The 16,128-nt window shown below is 67.9% G+C and carries 16 protein-coding genes; 11 read left to right on the top strand and 5 right to left on the bottom strand.

What is annotated here, in order from left to right; genetic code table 11:
• Window positions 1-252 precede the first annotated feature (252 nt).
• The 4 genes from MVF96_RS07805 (at window position 253) to MVF96_RS07790 (ending at window position 4,153) form a co-directional block, all read left to right on the top strand.
• Window positions 253-1,185: an alpha/beta hydrolase gene (locus MVF96_RS07805; RefSeq protein WP_418930441.1), complete on the top strand. Its 933-nt coding sequence runs from the start codon at window positions 253-255 to the stop codon at window positions 1,183-1,185.
• Between the two features lie 44 nt (window positions 1,186-1,229).
• The gene (locus tag MVF96_RS07800; protein ID WP_068971046.1) at window positions 1,230-2,039 is read left to right on the top strand and encodes an alpha/beta fold hydrolase; all 810 of its coding nucleotides are present in this window, start codon (window positions 1,230-1,232) and stop codon (window positions 2,037-2,039) included.
• A 75-nt stretch (window positions 2,040-2,114) separates the two neighbouring features.
• Entirely contained in the window at window positions 2,115-3,596 is a 1,482-nt protein-coding gene (locus MVF96_RS07795) for an alpha/beta hydrolase (protein ID WP_247451820.1), read from the top strand.
• 110 nt (window positions 3,597-3,706) lie between these two features.
• A complete protein-coding gene (locus MVF96_RS07790) occupies window positions 3,707-4,153 on the top strand; it encodes a hypothetical protein (protein WP_078112106.1) in 447 nt (148 codons plus the stop codon).
• Between the two features lie 15 nt (window positions 4,154-4,168).
• Here MVF96_RS07790 and MVF96_RS07785 read toward each other — a convergent pair whose 3' ends face one another.
• The 3 genes from MVF96_RS07785 to MVF96_RS07775 all read right to left on the bottom strand — a co-directional run bounded on the left by MVF96_RS07785 (window position 4,169) and on the right by MVF96_RS07775 (window position 6,736).
• Window positions 4,169-5,005 (bottom strand): alpha/beta hydrolase, encoded by an 837-nt coding sequence (locus MVF96_RS07785; RefSeq protein WP_078112107.1) that lies wholly within the window; start codon window positions 5,003-5,005, stop codon window positions 4,169-4,171.
• A gap of 21 nt (window positions 5,006-5,026) precedes the next feature.
• Window positions 5,027-5,416, bottom strand: a complete 390-nt coding sequence (locus MVF96_RS07780) for a hypothetical protein (RefSeq protein ID WP_078112108.1) — start codon at window positions 5,414-5,416, stop codon at window positions 5,027-5,029.
• Window positions 5,417-5,806: 390 nt separating this feature from the next.
• Window positions 5,807-6,736 carry an LLM class F420-dependent oxidoreductase gene (locus MVF96_RS07775; RefSeq protein ID WP_247451819.1) on the bottom strand — a complete coding sequence of 310 codons (930 nt, stop codon included), beginning with the start codon at window positions 6,734-6,736 and terminating at the stop codon, window positions 5,807-5,809.
• Between the two features lie 129 nt (window positions 6,737-6,865).
• On the opposite strand from MVF96_RS07775, the gene MVF96_RS07770 reads away from it, so the two are divergent.
• Complete coding sequence (locus tag MVF96_RS07770) at window positions 6,866-7,279, top strand: hypothetical protein (RefSeq protein WP_247451818.1); 414 nt, start codon at window positions 6,866-6,868, stop codon at window positions 7,277-7,279.
• A gap of 123 nt (window positions 7,280-7,402) precedes the next feature.
• Here the strand turns inward: MVF96_RS07770 and MVF96_RS07765 are convergent, their stop codons facing one another.
• Window positions 7,403-7,906 (bottom strand): mycothiol transferase, encoded by a 504-nt coding sequence (locus tag MVF96_RS07765; RefSeq protein ID WP_078112110.1) that lies wholly within the window; start codon window positions 7,904-7,906, stop codon window positions 7,403-7,405.
• 69 nt (window positions 7,907-7,975) lie between these two features.
• On the opposite strand from MVF96_RS07765, the gene MVF96_RS07760 reads away from it, so the two are divergent.
• The 5 genes from MVF96_RS07760 to MVF96_RS07740 all read left to right on the top strand — a co-directional run bounded on the left by MVF96_RS07760 (window position 7,976) and on the right by MVF96_RS07740 (window position 13,741).
• A complete protein-coding gene (locus MVF96_RS07760; RefSeq protein ID WP_217700279.1) occupies window positions 7,976-9,550 on the top strand; it encodes an LLM class flavin-dependent oxidoreductase in 1,575 nt (524 codons plus the stop codon).
• Entirely contained in the window at window positions 9,547-10,590 is a 1,044-nt protein-coding gene (locus MVF96_RS07755; protein ID WP_078112111.1) for a methionine ABC transporter ATP-binding protein, read from the top strand. The genes MVF96_RS07760 and MVF96_RS07755 overlap by 4 nt, the downstream gene beginning before the upstream one ends.
• Window positions 10,587-11,294 (top strand): methionine ABC transporter permease, encoded by a 708-nt coding sequence (locus tag MVF96_RS07750; protein ID WP_078112112.1) that lies wholly within the window; start codon window positions 10,587-10,589, stop codon window positions 11,292-11,294. Before MVF96_RS07755 ends, MVF96_RS07750 begins: the two co-directional genes overlap by 4 nt.
• A gap of 87 nt (window positions 11,295-11,381) precedes the next feature.
• Entirely contained in the window at window positions 11,382-12,320 is a 939-nt protein-coding gene (locus tag MVF96_RS07745; protein ID WP_058250790.1) for a MetQ/NlpA family ABC transporter substrate-binding protein, read from the top strand.
• 83 nt (window positions 12,321-12,403) lie between these two features.
• On the top strand, window positions 12,404-13,741 hold the full coding sequence (locus tag MVF96_RS07740; protein WP_078112113.1) for a YibE/F family protein: 1,338 nt from the start codon (window positions 12,404-12,406) through the stop codon (window positions 13,739-13,741).
• Window positions 13,742-13,756: 15 nt separating this feature from the next.
• On the opposite strand, the gene MVF96_RS07735 is transcribed toward MVF96_RS07740, so the two are convergent.
• Window positions 13,757-14,602: a hypothetical protein gene (locus MVF96_RS07735; protein ID WP_176455889.1), complete on the bottom strand. Its 846-nt coding sequence runs from the start codon at window positions 14,600-14,602 to the stop codon at window positions 13,757-13,759.
• A gap of 306 nt (window positions 14,603-14,908) precedes the next feature.
• Here MVF96_RS07735 and MVF96_RS07730 point away from each other — a divergent pair, with 306 nt between their 5' ends.
• The gene (locus MVF96_RS07730) at window positions 14,909-16,123 is read left to right on the top strand and encodes a TerD family protein (RefSeq protein WP_247451817.1); all 1,215 of its coding nucleotides are present in this window, start codon (window positions 14,909-14,911) and stop codon (window positions 16,121-16,123) included.
• Window positions 16,124-16,128: the final 5 nt, after the last annotated feature.

The following is a 16,128-nucleotide window of genomic DNA, read 5'->3' as shown; positions in this document are numbered from 1 at the left end:
ATCCCCAACGGATGTGCCCGGCGGCGTCGTTCGTCGAGGCCGCGGAGTCGCGCCCATCGCGGTACCCCGGGATTTCGCAAGGCCCGGACAGGACTGCGCGAACGTCCTACGCTTGCCGAACGACTTCGATCCGGCGGCCCGGCCGCCTACCGATCGAATCCACATTCTTCGGGGGAAGAGCGCCCGCGCGGCGCACATGGGGGAACGGTGCTTCGAGTGATTCTTCGTGCGGTCTGTGCCGCATGTCTGGTGATGCTGTGTCTGGCCGCCGCGCCGGCGGCCGCAGCGCCCGTGGCGCCGCGGGTGGTGTCGGTCGTGCAGGAGTCCCCCACCCGCGCCGCGGTCTGGGTCTACTCGGCGGCGATGGCCAAGAACATCAAGCTCTTCGTCCTCACGCCACGAACGAAGACCGGACCCCGGCCAACGCTCTACCTCCTGGACGGGGCGGGTTCGCGCGGCAACGACAGTGGGTGGCGCGGAGCCGGCAATGCTGACGAGTTCTTCGCCGACAAGGACGTGAACGTCGTACTCCCGACGGGTGCGTACGGCAGCCAGTACGCCGACTGGCAGCGCCGGGATCCGCACGTCGGTCAACCGATGTGGGAGACGTTCCTGACCAGGGAACTCCCGCCCCTCATCGACGCCCGCTTCGAGTCGAACGGTTCGCGCGGGATCGCGGGCGTCTCGATGGGCGGGCAGGCGGCGTTCACGCTCGCGTCACGGGCCCCGTCGCTGTACCGCGCGGTGGCCTCGATCAGCGGATGTCCTCCGGTGTCCTCGCCGCAGGGAGAGTCGTACGTGCGGGCCACCCTCGCCCGGGGTGGGGCGAACGCCGACAACCTCTGGGGGCCGGTCGGTTCGGCCGGATGGCGGGACCACGACCCGGCGCTGCATCTCGACCGTCTCCGCGGCAAGGCCCTGTACCTGTACTCCGGTGCCGGCCGGCTCGGTCCCGCCGACCTCAAGCGGAACGTTACGCCCGAGGAAGGCCTCTACCAGGTGGTACTCGCCGCATCGTCGGCGTTCGAGATCGCGACCAGCGACTGTTCGCGCCGGTTCGCCGGGTTGTTGCGCGGTGCGGGTCTGCCGTTCACCGACGCGTTGCAGGAGGTCGGAACCCACCATTGGTACTACTGGGAGAAGGAACTCCCCAACATGTGGGCGGCGATCTCGCCGGCGCTCTGAGGCGAATCACGGAATCCGGTCATCCGCCTGGCTACCATCTCCGCATGCAGATCCCCGTCGCGTCCGATACCGGTCCCGTCCTCGACACCGAGGTGTTCGGCGAGGGCGAACCGCTGCTGCTCATCGGCGGCATGTCCGCACACCGCGGGATGTGGACCGATGAGCTCCTCGAGGCCCTCACCCCGCACTTCTCGGTGGCCGCCTACGACCATCGCGGCATCGGCACGAGCAGTCGGGCCGAGGGACCGTTCACCATCGCCGACCTGGCCGCCGACGCCCGCGGAATCCTCGACGGCCTCGGCTGGGACTCCGCTCACGTGCTGGGCACGTCGATGGGCGGCATGATCGCACAGGAACTCGCCCTGAACTCGCCGGACCGGGTGCGCAGTCTCGTCCTCGGCTGCACCACCGCGGGCGGCCCCGGGGCCATCGGTGCGCCCGGCTCGTCCGGCGCCGCCCGCCTCGTCGAGGCGATCTCGTCGCGCGACGCCGACCGCGTCGCACGCATCGCGTTCGAGGTCAATCTGTCTCCCGAGTTCATCGCCCGCGCCGGCGCCTTCGACCATTTCGTCTCGCTGTCGAGGCAGCGCCGCGTTCCGTCGGCAGTCGTCGCGTGGCAGGCGGGCGCCTGTGCGGCACACGACACCCGCGACCGGATCGGCTCACTCGACATGCCGACGGCGGTCATCCACGGCGACGTCGACGAGATGATCGCGGTCGCCGAGGGCGAGCGGCTCGCCGACCTCATCCCGCAGGCCACCCTGGCGCGCTGGTCCGGTGTCGGACACATGTTCTGGTGGGAACGTCCGGACGAGACCGCCGAGGTCGTCCGGAAAAATGCACTAGCCCGGTAACGCCGGTCCACTCTCCGAACGACATCCCTGACATCGGCACCGTGTAGTCGGGTGGCCGCGTATGTCAGGAGCTCCATGTCGCACTCGCACAGCGAACCGCCCGTCCCCTCCACCCCCGCGGGCCAGACGCCCGAGTCGCCACGCCGACCCTCACCTCGTCGCCGACTCCTCACCGGCATCTCGGTGGTCGCGATCCTCACGCTCGGCCTGTTCGGCGCGAGCACGCTGATCAACTCGTCGAACACCGCCAGCGCTCTGCGTGGGCATCCCGAAGTGCTGCGGCCGGGCTGCACGTGGGACTCCTCCGGGAACTACGTCCAGAACTGCAAGGTCTGGTCCGAGTCGCAGAAACGCCACGTGATCGTGCAGATCCGCGCCTCGAGCGGCAGCGACAGCGGCGTCTACCTGCTCGACGGCATGCGTGCCAGCGAAACCCGCTCGGCATGGACCACCGACGTGCAGGCCGCCAAGGTCTACGACGCCAAGGCCGACACCACCCTGGTCATGCCGGTGGGCGGCGCATCGTCGTTCTACACCGACTGGGACGGCGGCGCCGGTGACAAGAACACGGTCATCAAGCAGGAGACCTTCCTGACCTCGGAGCTGCCCGGCTACCTCGAGCGCGAGTTCGGTGTGGCCCGCAACAACAACGCGATCATCGGACTGTCGATGTCCGGCGGGCCCGCGGTGACCCTCGCCGAGCGCCACCCCGAGCAGTTCAAGGTCGTGCAGGCGATGTCGGGCTACTACCAGACCGACAACCCGGTCGGCGCCCTCGGCGTGTTCGCCACGCAGACCATGGTGTCCAACTACGTCAACGGCGTCGTCAACATGTGGGGCGCGCCGGGCGGCACCCGCTGGACCGACAACGACCCGTCGAAGAACCTGACGCAGCTGGCCGACAACGGCCAGGTTCTCATCATCTCCTCGGGCAACGGTTTCCTGACGCCGTCGGAGATGGCCAAGCTGTCGCCGCAGGACCAGCTCAGTGCGATGGCCCTGGAGATCCTGTCCGCGGTGTCGACCGTGCTCATGCAGTTGCAGGCCAAGCAGGCCGGCGTGTCGGTGATCTCGTTGCCGAACTACGGCGGCCACACGTGGGAGAACTGGGGACGTGCGCTCGGTGACGGCAAGGAGCACGTGCTGACCACACTGCGCAACAACCCGCCGGTGACCACGAAGACGACCGTCGTCTCCGCCTCGGGCAGCCCCGATCCCGACGGCCCCGCGAAGGTGACCCTGGCGGCGAAGAAGGCGGCCGAGGAATCGCCGGCGCTCGACCTGTCGGGTCTGTCGGCCCGTGGTTCGGATGAGACCGAGTCCGCCTCTCAGTCGGCCTCCTCGTCCGCCGAGTCGTCCGCAGCGGAGTCGTCGGCCTCCGGGTCGTCCTCGGCCGACCTCGCACCGTCCGCGGTGTCGGGCTCGGAGTCGGTGGACGCTTCCGTCCCGGAATCGGCCACCAGTTCCGAGACGAGCACGCCGACCGTGCCCCAGCTCGCCCCGACGGGGCCCGTCACACCCGGTAACTCGAGCAGCACCCCGGTCCCGTCCCGCTGACCGGCTCTCCCGCTCACGGTTTCCGTTCCCGCTCACCGGAAGAGGTGTGAGCGGGAACGGACCGTGTGAGGGACCGATCCCGTCGACTCACCTGCTGCTAGCGTTCAGCCATGACCGCCGACCCCGATCTCGCCGACCTCGTCGGCGTCGACACCATCGTCGTGGTCGTGGCGTCCGGTGTGATCCTCATCTGGGCACTCGCCTTGGGCGTGTGGAAGTACCACGGCATCCGCACCTCACCGGACCGGACGGCCCATGTGTATGTCGACATCGCGCACCGGGCCGCGCTGATGTACTCGTTCGCCACCCTGGTGCTCGCCGCGCTGGTCGAGCTCAGCGCCTTCCCGACGACCGTCAACGCGATCGCCGCGGCGGTCCCGATCGTCTTCTTCGTCGCGGCGATCGCCGCGTATTGCATCCACGGCGCCCTGCGGGACACCACGAATCAGTTCGTCGACCCGACTCCCGGCACCTACCTGTTCATGCTCGCGCTCATCGTGGGCGAGATCGGCGGCGTGCTGGTCCTGCTGGCCGGGGTAGTGGTGCGACTGACGTGAGTGGTCGCGCGATGGTCACGGGCGCGCGGTGTGACCGCGCAGCCAGGTGATCACCGCGTCGAGCACCACCGCCTGCTCGGGTTCGTTGAAGATTTCGTGGAACAGGTCGTCGTAGATCACGAGCGTTTTGTCCGCCGACCCGGCGAGCCGCTCGACGAGTTCGCTGCCGCGCGGGTCGGTGAGCGCGTCCTCGCTGCCGTGCATCACCAGGATGGGTAGTTGCAGTGACGGCAGGCGCTCAGGAAACGACCGCATGGTGCCGATCATCGCCCCGCCCAGCCCGGCCGGGATCTTGCCGCGCGTCACCAGCGGGTCGGCGTCGTAGGCGGCCACGACGTCCGGATCCCGGGAGATGCTCGACGAACTCAACTCGGTGGTGGGCAATCCCGGTGCGATCCGGCCGATCAGCGGCGCGAATCGGACGGCCAGATCGGGCAGGTCGTCACCGGGCAGCACGGCCGCTCCCGACAGGATCAGTCCGTCGAGCTTGTCCTGGTGGTCGAGCGCATAGTCGAGAGCGATGCACCCGCCCATGCTGTGCCCGATCAGGAACGTCGGGACGCTGCCGTCGGCGACATGGGCGAGCACGGTGTCGAGGTCGTCGGTGAAGTCACCGAACCGGCGCAACCGGAGTCGCTTGCCACCCGAGCGGCCGTGACCGACGTGGTCCGGTATCGCGACGAGGTAACCGTCGTCGACGAGCCGACGGGCCACATGCAGATACCGTCGTCCGTGTTCGGCGAGTCCGTGCACCACGACGACCACGCCGCGCGGGCTGTCCGCGGGCCGGTGGACGTCGTAGACGATGGTGTGCCCGTGCCGGCCGCGAAAACTGTGTTCTTCCGGTGTCATTCCCTGATCTCGTTTCGGTGTTCAGTGCCAGCCGAGTCGGGCAGCGACCGACTTGCCTGCCGACTCGAGGGCGCCGAGCGGACGGAAGGCGGCCTCGCCGATACCGACGAGTGCCTCGACCCGCCCGACCACCCGTTCGAGCCGCCCGACGATGTCGGACATGCGGTCGACGGTGGCGTCGACCTGGTCGAGGGTTCCGGAGAGTCGCACCAGCGTCACGTCGAGTTTCGCGATCGTCGAGTTCAGCCCGTCCAGGGTGGGGCCGAGTCCGTCGAGGGTCTCCCCCATGTCGGCGATGATGCCCTCGAGTTGCTCGACGGTCACGTCGGCGTTGAGCGCGGCCTGCGCCAGCTTCTTGATCCGTTGACGTTCCGGCGGTCTCGATGATGTGTGCTCGCCCCTGTCGGCCATGAGGTGGATTATGGCCCATCCTGGTCGGCCCGGGTGCCGGGTCGGGGGAACCCTTCGAGGACACTCGACTGTCTAATCCGACAGAACCACAAAACCCCTGGTCCCTGTGCCGAAAGAGGCGCATAACCCCTGCTCCCGAATCCGAAAGAACCACAAAACCTCTGGTCCCTGAGGTGTGAGGAGCGCAAGCGACGAGCCACGAAGGGCCTGGCGAGACACGTTGCAACACCCTTCGTGGCTCGCTTCGCTCGCACCTCAGGGAGCATGGGATCTAGCCACTCATACTCGTGGGCGGGTGCCTTTCATGGTCCACGACGGCCGCCGGGCCGCTGACACTTCGGAGCAAGCTTTACGAACGCCGCACCCAGCAGACGGGGTGCCCGCGGGCGCTCACGCCAACTGCGGGGCGACCTTCGACGCGACGAGCTCGAGGTGATCGAGATCCGACAGATCGAGGGTCTGCAGATACATGCGCGTGACGCCCAGCTCGCCGTAGGTCGCGATTTTTGCGGCGACCTCGTCCGGGGTTCCGGCAGCCCCGTTCTCGCGCAACTCGTCCGGTTCCCGGCCGATGGCCTCGGCCCGGCGTCGGAACTCGGCTTCGTCGCGGCCGCAACACAATACGAGCGCGGCGGAGTAGGTCAGCGACTCCGGGTCGCGACCGGTGTCGACGCACGCCGTGCGGACGCGCCCGATGAGATCCCCGGCGACGTCGAGTGGTTGGAACACGACATTGAACTCGTCGGCGAAACGCGCGGCCAGCGCGGGCGTCCGCTTCCTGCCACTGCCCCCGATGATGATCGGCGGGCGCGGGTGCTGCACGGGTTTGGGCAGGGCCGGGGACTTCGAGAGGCGAAAGTGCGTGCCCTCGTAGTCGAACTCCTCGCCCAGCGGGGTCTGCCACAACCCGGTGATGATCTCGAGGTTCTCCTCGAGGCGGTCGAACCGTTCCCTCAACGGCGGGAACGGGATTCCGTACGCCTCGTGCTCACCCTCGTGCCAGCCCGTTCCGATTCCCAATTCGATACGGCCACCGCTCATCTGATCGACCTGGGCGACTGCGATCGAGAACGGCCCGGGTAGCCGGAAAGTGGCCGACGAGACGAGCGTCCCCAGCCGGATTCGCGAGGTCTCGCGCGCCAAGCCCGCCAACGTGATCCACGCGTCGGTCGGCCCGGGGAGGCCGTCGCCGCCCATTCCGGCGAAATGGTCGGAACGGAAGAAGGCATCGAAGCCCAGGTCCTCGGTCGCCTTGGCGACGGTGAGCAGGTCGTCGTAGGTCGCACCCTGCTGGGGCTCGGTGAAGATTCGCAGTTGCACGTTTTCAACCTACGCGCGCTGGGCACACGACCGGTGGCGAGGCGGCGTGCGAAGCGGACCCCATCCGGCCCGGCGGCCATTCCGAATCGCTCCACGCACGACACCGTTCCTCGACAAAGGAGTCCCAACATGAAGACGGTCACGCGCACAGCTCTGGGTTTCGTCGCCGCCGCCGCAGGTGCGACCGCAGTATCGCTCGCCGCCGCGCCGTCCGCCGGCGCCGCGCCCACCGTATGTCCGGCACTTCCCGGCCAGTCCGCCTCTGCGGCCTCGTGTAGCGCCGACTCCGGCCCGACCGGACTCTCGCTGGCCATCACCGACAACGGCGGCGAAGCCAACGTCACCGCCGACAACTTCGCCGGACCCGCGGCCATCGCCCTCGGTCCCGGAGCGACGGTCACCATGGACGGCATTCGTCCCGGCCTGGCCATCGGTATCGCCGGACCCGGCGGCGAGGTCGTCGTCGACGGAAAGAACGGGCCGACCTGTAAGGGGCCGGCGTTCGCGGGCGACTTCCAGACCTTCAAGGGCTGCCTCTCCTGATCGTCTAGATCCCGACCGCGATTTCGAACCAACCGTCCGTCAAACCCACCCCTTTTCCGTGAACCCACCCGGTCCGAGCGCTGTGGGTTTACGGAAAAGGGGTGGGTTTGCGGGACCAGAACATCAGGACAACAGGCCCCGGACGTATGCCGCCTGACCGATGTGCTGGGTGTCGTCGTCGATCACGCTGAGCAGTCGTACGCCCAACGTGACCGGCGGGTCCCAGTTCTCGTCGACGACGCGGTCGAGATCTGAATCCGACAGCGCGCCAATGTAGTCGACGCTGACCGCGTGCGTGGCGTCGTAGTAGCCACGCAACAGGTCCGGGTCGTCGACGACGACCCGCGCCGCCTCGTCGGCAGACTGCCCGTACCCGCTCTCCCCGGGGTCGAACGGCAGACCGAACCGTTCGACCCATCCCCCGGTCACCCACACCTCGTCGGTTCCGGCGACGTCGGCGACGTGCGAGTCCTGCACGCGCGTCAGATGCCACACGAGCCAGGCGATCGTGTTGGCACCGGGCGCGGGAGCCCGGTTCAATTCCTCGGTGGAGATGTCGTCCAGGACGGCGTGAACGTTCTCAACGACTCGACCGAGACCGTCGAGCAACACATCTGTAGATCGCATGGCACAAGTTTAGGTTCGCGGTGGGCACAACGATGGCCACTCCGACGATCCGTCAGCATCATTCCTCCGGTGTCAGAACCGAATGCCCCACGTAAGATCCGATTCAACGCCTTCGACATGAATTGCGTTGCGCACCAGTCACCGGGTCTATGGCGCCACCCCGACGACCGGTCGTGGGACTACAACACCATCGACTACTGGGTCGACCTCGCCCGCTTGCTGGAGACCGGCGGATTCGACGGTCTGTTCATCGCCGACGTCCTGGGCACCTACGACGTGTACGCCGGCAACGACGAAGCCGCCATCCGCCAGGGTGCGCAGATCCCCGTGAACGACCCGCTGTTGCTCGTCTCGGCGATGGCGCACGCCACCGAACACCTCGGCTTCGGGGTCACCACCGGTACGGGTTTCGAGCATCCCTACCCCTTCGCACGGCGTCTGTCGACGCTGGACCACCTCACCCGTGGCCGGATCGGCTGGAACGTGGTGACGGGATACCTGCCTGCGGCAGCCCGCAACATGGGCGCCGACGATCAACTCGAGCACGACGAACGCTACAACCAGGCCGATGAGTACCTCACCGTGCTGTACAAGCTCTGGGAGGGTTCGTGGGAACGCGACGCGGTCCTCCGCGATCGCGAGGCGGGCATCTTCGCCGACCCGGCCCGGGTCCATCACATCGGGCACCGCGGCACCCACTTCACCGTGCCCGGCATTCACCTCGCCGAGCCGTCGCCGCAGGGTTCACCGGTCATCTACCAGGCCGGGGCCTCGCCTCGCGGCCGGCGTTTCGCCGCGGAGAACGCGGAGGCCATCTTCGTCGCCGCGCCGACCAAGGCCATCCTGCGTGATGTGGTGAGCAAGGTGCGCGACGAGCTGATCCTGGCCGGACGCGACCCGTACGACGCGAAGATCTACACGCTGCTGACGATCATCACCGACTCGACTCCGGAGGCCGCCCGCGCGAAAGCCGCGGAGTACCAGTCCTACGCCAGCACCGAGGGTGCGCTGGTCTTCATGTCGGGCTGGATGGGCATCGACCTCGCGAGTTACGAGATCGACGAACCGATCGGCAACGTGCACAGCAACGCGATCCAGTCCGCGGTGGCCGCTTTCCAGCAGGCGAGCGACACCGGGGAGGAAAGGCGCGTGCGGGACATCGCGGCGTGGGGCGGCATCGGCGGAATGGGTCCGGTCCTGATCGGCTCCGGTGATGAGGTGGCAGAAGCCTTGCAGGACTGGGTGACCGAGACCGACGTCGATGGCTTCAATGTCGCCTACGCGGTCACCCCCGGATCGTTCGAGGACATCATCACCCACGTGGTGCCCGCCCTCGAGAAGCGCGGACTCTACGATCGGGATTACGTCCCGGGAACCCTGCGCCACAAGCTCTTCGGGCGTGGCGATCAACTGCCGGAGAACCATCGCGGGTCCACGTACCGGGTCGGCGGGAGCAACTCGACCATCGACGATTCGATCAGGCAAGCCGCTCAGCTCACCGGCGCCGGGAGCGAAGCGAGCGGGCCGCGATCGACCACCGGCGCCGGGAGCGAAGCGAGCGGGCCGCGATCGACCACCGGCGCCGGGAGCGAAGCGAGCGGGCCGCAATTGGCAGCCACCGGCGCGAACGGGGACCTCCGGTGATCGAGGTGGTGGGGCTGACGAAGGTGTTCGGTGTGGGTTCGCCCGACCCGACGACGGTGCTCGACGAGGTCGACTTCACTGTCGACGCCGGTGAGATCTTCGCCGTCGTCGGCCCGTCCGGCGCCGGCAAGAGCACGCTGGCCCGGTGTCTGAATCTGCTGGAACGTCCGACGTCGGGCAAGGTCGTGGTCAACGGGGAGGATCTCACCGCACTGGGCACGTCGGGCCTTCGCGACGCCCGGCGCCGGATCGGCACCGTGTTCCAGTCGGCGAGTCTGCTGTCCCGGCGAACCGCGGCGCAGAATGTCGCTTTGCCTCTCGAATATCTGGGTGCGACAAAGCGATCGACCACGGCTCGCGTCGGCGAACTTCTCGATCTGGTCGGCCTCGCCGACAAAGCGGACCTGTATCCGCATCAGCTGTCCGGCGGTCAGCGGCAGCGCGTCGGCATCGCTCGGGCCCTCGCACTCAAGCCTTCCGTCCTGCTGTCCGACGAAGCCACCTCGGGTCTGGATCCCGCGGCCACGGACACCTTCTTACGGCTCCTCACCGACGTTCGGGACGAACTGGATCTCGCGGTGGTGTTCATCACCCACGAGATGGACACGGTCGTGCGGGTCGCCGACACCGTCGGCCGTCTCGAACGCGGCCGCATCGTCGAGTACGGAAGACTGGAACAGGTGGTCCTGGAACCGGATTCGGTTCTGGGACGGGCACTCCGGCCGCGCGGGCCAAGTGCGCAACCGGCCTCGGCCGAAACCCCGATCTCGGTGGTCTACCACTCCGCGACGGTCCCCGCGGACTGGTTGACCCAGCTGGGCAGGCGACTCGACATCTCGATCTCGGTGCTGGGCGCCAACGTGCAGACCATCGACGGCACCGTCTTCGGCGATCTCACCGTGTCGGTGCCGATCGGACACGCGTCGGCATTCATCGGCGCCGCGGGTGAACTAGGCCTGGCCGCGCGCCTTCTCGACGCCACCGCGACCGCGGGCGGTACCGCCGTCGAGACCGTCACCGGCTCCGAGGTGGCCGCGTGAGCACCACGTATTCGGCGAACATCACGGTGCCGCTCGACGAGATCCCCGACCTGCTCATCCCGGCGGCCATCGACACGGTCCTGATGGTGAGCATCGTGATGGTCGTCGTCCTGGTGGTGGGAGTCCCGCTGGGCGCACTCATCCACAACCTCGCTCCCGGCGGGCTTTTCGCACGACGCTCGTTGCACACCCCCCTGTCGTGGGTGATCAGCATCGGTCGGTCGTTGCCCTTCCTGGTGCTGATGACGGCGATCATCCCGTTCACCCGCCTGGTCACGGGCACGAACATCGGCATCGCCGCGGCGGTGGTACCGATGTCGATCGCCGGCATCGCCTTCTTCACACGCATCGTCGAGAACTCGCTGCGGTCGGTCCCGGCCTCGACGATCGACGTGGCACGTGCGTCCGGCGGATCGAACGCCCAGATCATCTGGAAGGCACAAGTTCCCGAGGCGCTGCCGAGCATAATCGGCGGACTGACGATCAACACCATCGCGATGATCGAGTACTCCACGATCGCCGGCACCATCGGCGCCGGCGGACTCGGATACGTGGCCGTGACCTACGGCTACCAGCGATTCGATCAGGGAGTCATGGTCGCCACCATCATCGTGCTCATCGTGACGGTGGCCGTGATCCAGGTCGCCGGCGACGCCCTCGCCCGTAGCCTCAACCCGGTCACGTCCCGCCGGGTCAACCACTGAAGAACCACAAAACCGCCGGCCGGCTCTGCTCCCTGAGCGGCGGAGCGCCCGTCACCGCATCACCCAGCCACACCCGAAAGGCACCCCATGACACAGGACACCGGTTCCACCACCGGCACCTCATCGAAATCCGGCGAGACTCCCTCTCCGCCCGGCAGTTCCGGAATCGAGATCTCGACACGTCGCCGCTGGCCGCTGATCGTCGGCGCGCTGGTCGTGGTCGCCGTGATCGCCGCCGTCGTCGGCTGGCGCTTCCTCGGGTCCGACTCGACGTCGCCCAACGAGACCGCCGGTGCGACACTGACCGTCGTCACCGCCGAGGGCAACGCCTCCGAGCAGGCACTGGTCGAGTTCATCGCCGACGAGGTCGCACCCCGGTACGACATCAAGGTCGCATTCAAGGGCCTGTCCGACTCCACGACGCTGAACCGTGCGGTCAGCGACGGGGAGGTCGCGGGCACCGTCTATCAGCACAAGCTGTGGCTGTCGCAGGTCCTCGAGGCGAACCCGGACTTCCAGGAGGAAGCCGCGACGCCGGTGTTCCGCTGGGGATTCGGCATCTGGTCGGACAAGTACCGCGACGTCGCCGACCTGCCGCAGAACGCCCGCGTCTCCCTCTACTCCGATCCCGCGAATGAAGCCCAGGGACTCTGGCTGCTCGAACGCGCCGGACTCATCACGCTGAAACCAGGCGTGGACAAGTGGAAGGCGACCCAGAAGGACATCGCCACGAATCCGCGGAACCTGCAGTTCGTCCTGCTCGACTTCGCCGCCCAGTCGCGCTCGCTCGCCGACCTCGACGCCACCGTGGGCTACACCGAGTACTACCTCGCCGCGAACATCGACATCGCCAAGCAGATCTACGCTCCGCCCGCTCCCGACGAGTTCGCCGGGCAGCTGACCATCGGGACGCAGTGGAAGGACACCGAGAACATCAAGAACCTGGTCGCCGCGTTCAAAGACCCTGCCGTGCAGGAATTCCTGCGGACCGATCCGCGGGTCAAGGGCATCCTGCTGCCCCTGTGACCAGCGTCGGCACTGCTGCACACCCCAGCACCGCACCCGGGTCGCCCATCGCGACCCGGGTGCGGTGCGCATAGGCTCACCGCGTGAGCCGCACACATCACGGGCACGGTCATGCGCACTCGCTGTCCGACATCAGCCACACGCTGTCGCCGATCGCCCGGTGGTTCGTCATCGGCACGCTCGCAGTGACCGCGGTCGCGGTCGCGGTCGGCATGGTCGTCCTGTGGCCGTCGGAGTCCGAACACCCGATCCCCACCCAGTTCCGGTCCGCCGACGGCGGGCCGATCACCACGGTCGACGGCGAGATCGTGGACCAGTTCCATGCGAATTGCCTCAACTCGGTGGCGGGATCAGTGCTCGAGACCGCCGACATACCGGTGAATCCGGTGCCGGGTGGGCCGTGCATCCTCAACGCGGGCCGGTTCACCTCCGGCGACGTGGCCGGCCAGTACACCGTCCTGGAGATCCCGACCAACCGGGCACAGGCCGGATCCGGGCCCGACACCGTGGCCCCCGCCGCCGGCACGCTCGACGACCCCCAGGCCGGCCAGCCGACGTTGAACGTCGGGGACGGCATCCGGCTCGCGACCGTTCCCGGCCCCGACGGCAGCAACCGGTACAGCTTCTTCGACTTCCAGCGCGGACCGGCGATCATCTTCTGGGCCGTGCTGTTCATCGCCGCGATCGTGCTGGTGGCGGCGTGGCGCGGGTTCCGCTCGATCATCGGGCTGGCGATCGCCTTCGGGATACTCACCGTGTTCACGCTGCCGGCCATCCTCGACGGGTCGTCCCCTGTTGCGGTGGCGGTCGTGTCGTCGGCGGTGATCCTGTTCGTGGTCCTCTACCTCGCGCACGGTGTCAGTCTCCGGACCAGTTCGGCTCTGCTCGGGACGCTGACCTCCCTCCTGCTCGCGGGATTCCTGAGCTGGCTCGCCATCCGGACCATGAATCTCACGGGGCTCTCGGGGGATCAGACCACCAATCTGCAGGTGTATCAGGGCAACATCTCGGTCAGCGGTCTCCTGCTCGCCGGGTTCATCATCGGCACCCTCGGTGTTCTGAACGATGTCACGATCACCCAGGCCTCGGCGGCCTTCGAGCTGGCCGCGGCCGGCGAACCGTCACGGCTCGCGACCTTCCGCGCCGCGATGCGCGTGGGCCGCGACCACATCGCGAGCACGGTGTACACCCTCGTCTTCGCCTACGCGGGCAGTGCGCTGCCGCTGATGCTGTTGTTCTCCGTGGCCCAGCAGCCGTTGGGCGGACTGCTCACCACCGACGTCGTCGCGGTGGAGTTGGCCCGCTCGTTCGTCGGCGGTATCGCGATCGCGCTGTCGGTTCCGCTCACGACGGCGATCGCCGCCGCGCTCACGACCCCGGCGGGCGCGGGACGTACACCGGCCGCGCACGCCGCGGCCTGAGGTCACGGCCCGCGATCAGCATCGACCTTTGGGGAGGTCGGCCAGGTTCTTTCCGAGCCAATTGCCGAGCCGGGTCAGCATCTTGGTCCCGTCGGTGAACGATCCACTCCGCGGGATCGCCGCCATCGACACCGCGACCTGGCCGCTGGTCGTGGTGATGATGCCCAGTTGCCGCACCAGGTGCGCCGACGACTTCGACGTCGCCGGACCCCAGCCACCCTTGACCGCGGTCACCGCTCCCTGACTGCGCCCCACCTTCGCGATACCCCACTGCTGATTCGGGGCGACGGCGCTCATCAGCCGGATGAGGTGTTCGCTGTCGGGCAGACACGGCAGGTGGGCGCCGAAGATCGCCTGGTCGCGCAGCGCCCAGGCGGTGTGACCGGGGTACGACGGGGGGTTGTCGACCTCGGAGGACACGTGCGTCCGGACGTCGTGGCCCTCACGGAGAACCGCACTGACAGCGTCGACGGACGCATGTCCGCCGCCGAGCACCCCCCACAATTCGCCGGCTGCATCGTTGTCGGAGAACGTGATCGCCTTGTCCTCCATCGCGGCGACCGCCGGACCGCGCTCGCGCTGCGCGGCGAGCGACACCGGAACCTTCATCGTCGACCATGCACGTCCCGATTTGAGCGACCCGAGGGAGATGACCTCGTCCCCGCCGACGGGCACGATCGCGATCCCGAGTTGGCCGGGCAAGGACTTGCGCATCGACTTCGTCAGTGCGGCATAGCTCTTCGTGAGCTTCTTGTCGAGTGGTTCCGGTGGCTTGAACCACGTGGCGAAGGGCTCCGGCAGCGGCGGCAGCACGGGGAGCGGTATCGCCGTCGCCGAGCCCGTGCCGATCACCATCGACATCGCCACCGCGCAGAACACCACGCCGATCCTGGTCACAACTTTCACATCTGTCTCCTGAGTCACTTCAGACACATGAGACTAGGACGGTTACGCACCAGGGACCAGGCTGTATACCCAATCGGAACCTTGCTGGGACCGGGGTCACACCCACTGACCAACCTGGCGCTGAAAACCACCCTCCACGAAAGAGCCAACATCGTATTGTCGTCGCCCCCTCTCGGTCGGGTGGTCTTCAGACGCGGGTCGCCGCCTCACATGACTACGCTGTGCGTATTCGGCCCGACTGAAATGAGGAATCGCCCGGAGATGTCTGCTCTGACCAAAGGCCAGAACGGCCCGTTGCCGACCCCCGATGTCATCGTCACGGTGGACCTCGCGACCGCCGCCGACCTGTCGGCCCTGCTGGTCACCGACCGGGGGGTGGTGCGTACCGACGACGACTTCGTCTTCTACAACCAGCCGACCGGGCCCGGCGTCCGGCTGGAACAGGCCGCCGCAGGTTCTGCGCGACTGCACATCTCGACCGCTCGAGTACCTGCAGACATCGACGCGGTCCGCGCGGTCATCACGCTCGACGACGCGTCGTCGACCTTCGGCCGTTTCGCACCGCCGGTCGCTCACGTCACCGACGAAGCGGGCCGGGCGCTGTACGACTTCACCGTCACCGGCCTCACCAGCGAGTCGGTGGTCATCGCCCTCGAGGTGTACCGGCGCAACGGCGAGTGGAAGGTACGTGCCGTCGGTCAGGGATACGCGGGCGGTTTCGCCGACCTGGTCCGCGACCACGGGGTGAGCGTCGACGACGAGCCGCAACCGACGCCCGCCCCGCCCACGCCGATCAGCTACTCGCGGCCGTCGGCGCCGACTCCCCCGGCACCCGCGCCCCCGGCGGCGGCGCCGCCCACTCCCGCGCCCCCGGCACCCGCGCAGCCCGCGGAAGTCAGTATGCGCAAGGGCGCCCCGGTGAGCTTGGCGAAAGGCCAGAAGGTCACCCTCCGCAAGGAGGGTGGCGTGGCACTCACCGACATCCAGATGGGACTCGGGTGGGATCCGGTGCGCGGCGGATTCGGGCGCGGGGGCTCGATCGACCTCGACGCCTCGGTGCTCATGTTATCGGGCGGGAAATGCGTCGAGACCGTCTACTACGGTCACCTCAACAGCAAGAACCGTTCGATCCTGCACTCCGGCGACAACCTCACCGGTGAAGGCGAGGGCGACGACGAGGTCATCCGCGTTGCGCTGCAGTCGGTCCCACCCCAGATCGACGCGTTGATGTTCATCGTCACGTCGTACCGGGGCCACACGTTCGAGAAGATCGAGAACGCCTACTGCCGGCTCGTCGACGAGACGACCTCCGCCGAGCTGGCCCGTTACACCCTCAAGGGCGGGATGCCGTTCACCGCGGTCGCGATGGCGGTCATCTCCCGCGACGGCGGCGAGTGGAAACTGCGTGCGATCGGCGACGGTTTCAACGCGAAAACCCCAAAGAAGGCCGTGCCGCTCGTCGGCCGCTACCTCTGACGCCG

Origin of the sequence: Gordonia hongkongensis, from assembly GCF_023078355.1 — a bacterium.
Taxonomy (GTDB): Bacteria; Actinomycetota; Actinomycetes; order Mycobacteriales; family Mycobacteriaceae; genus Gordonia; species Gordonia hongkongensis.
The sequence above is the reverse complement of the archived record's forward strand: the minus strand, read 5'-3'. Positions and strand labels throughout refer to the sequence as shown.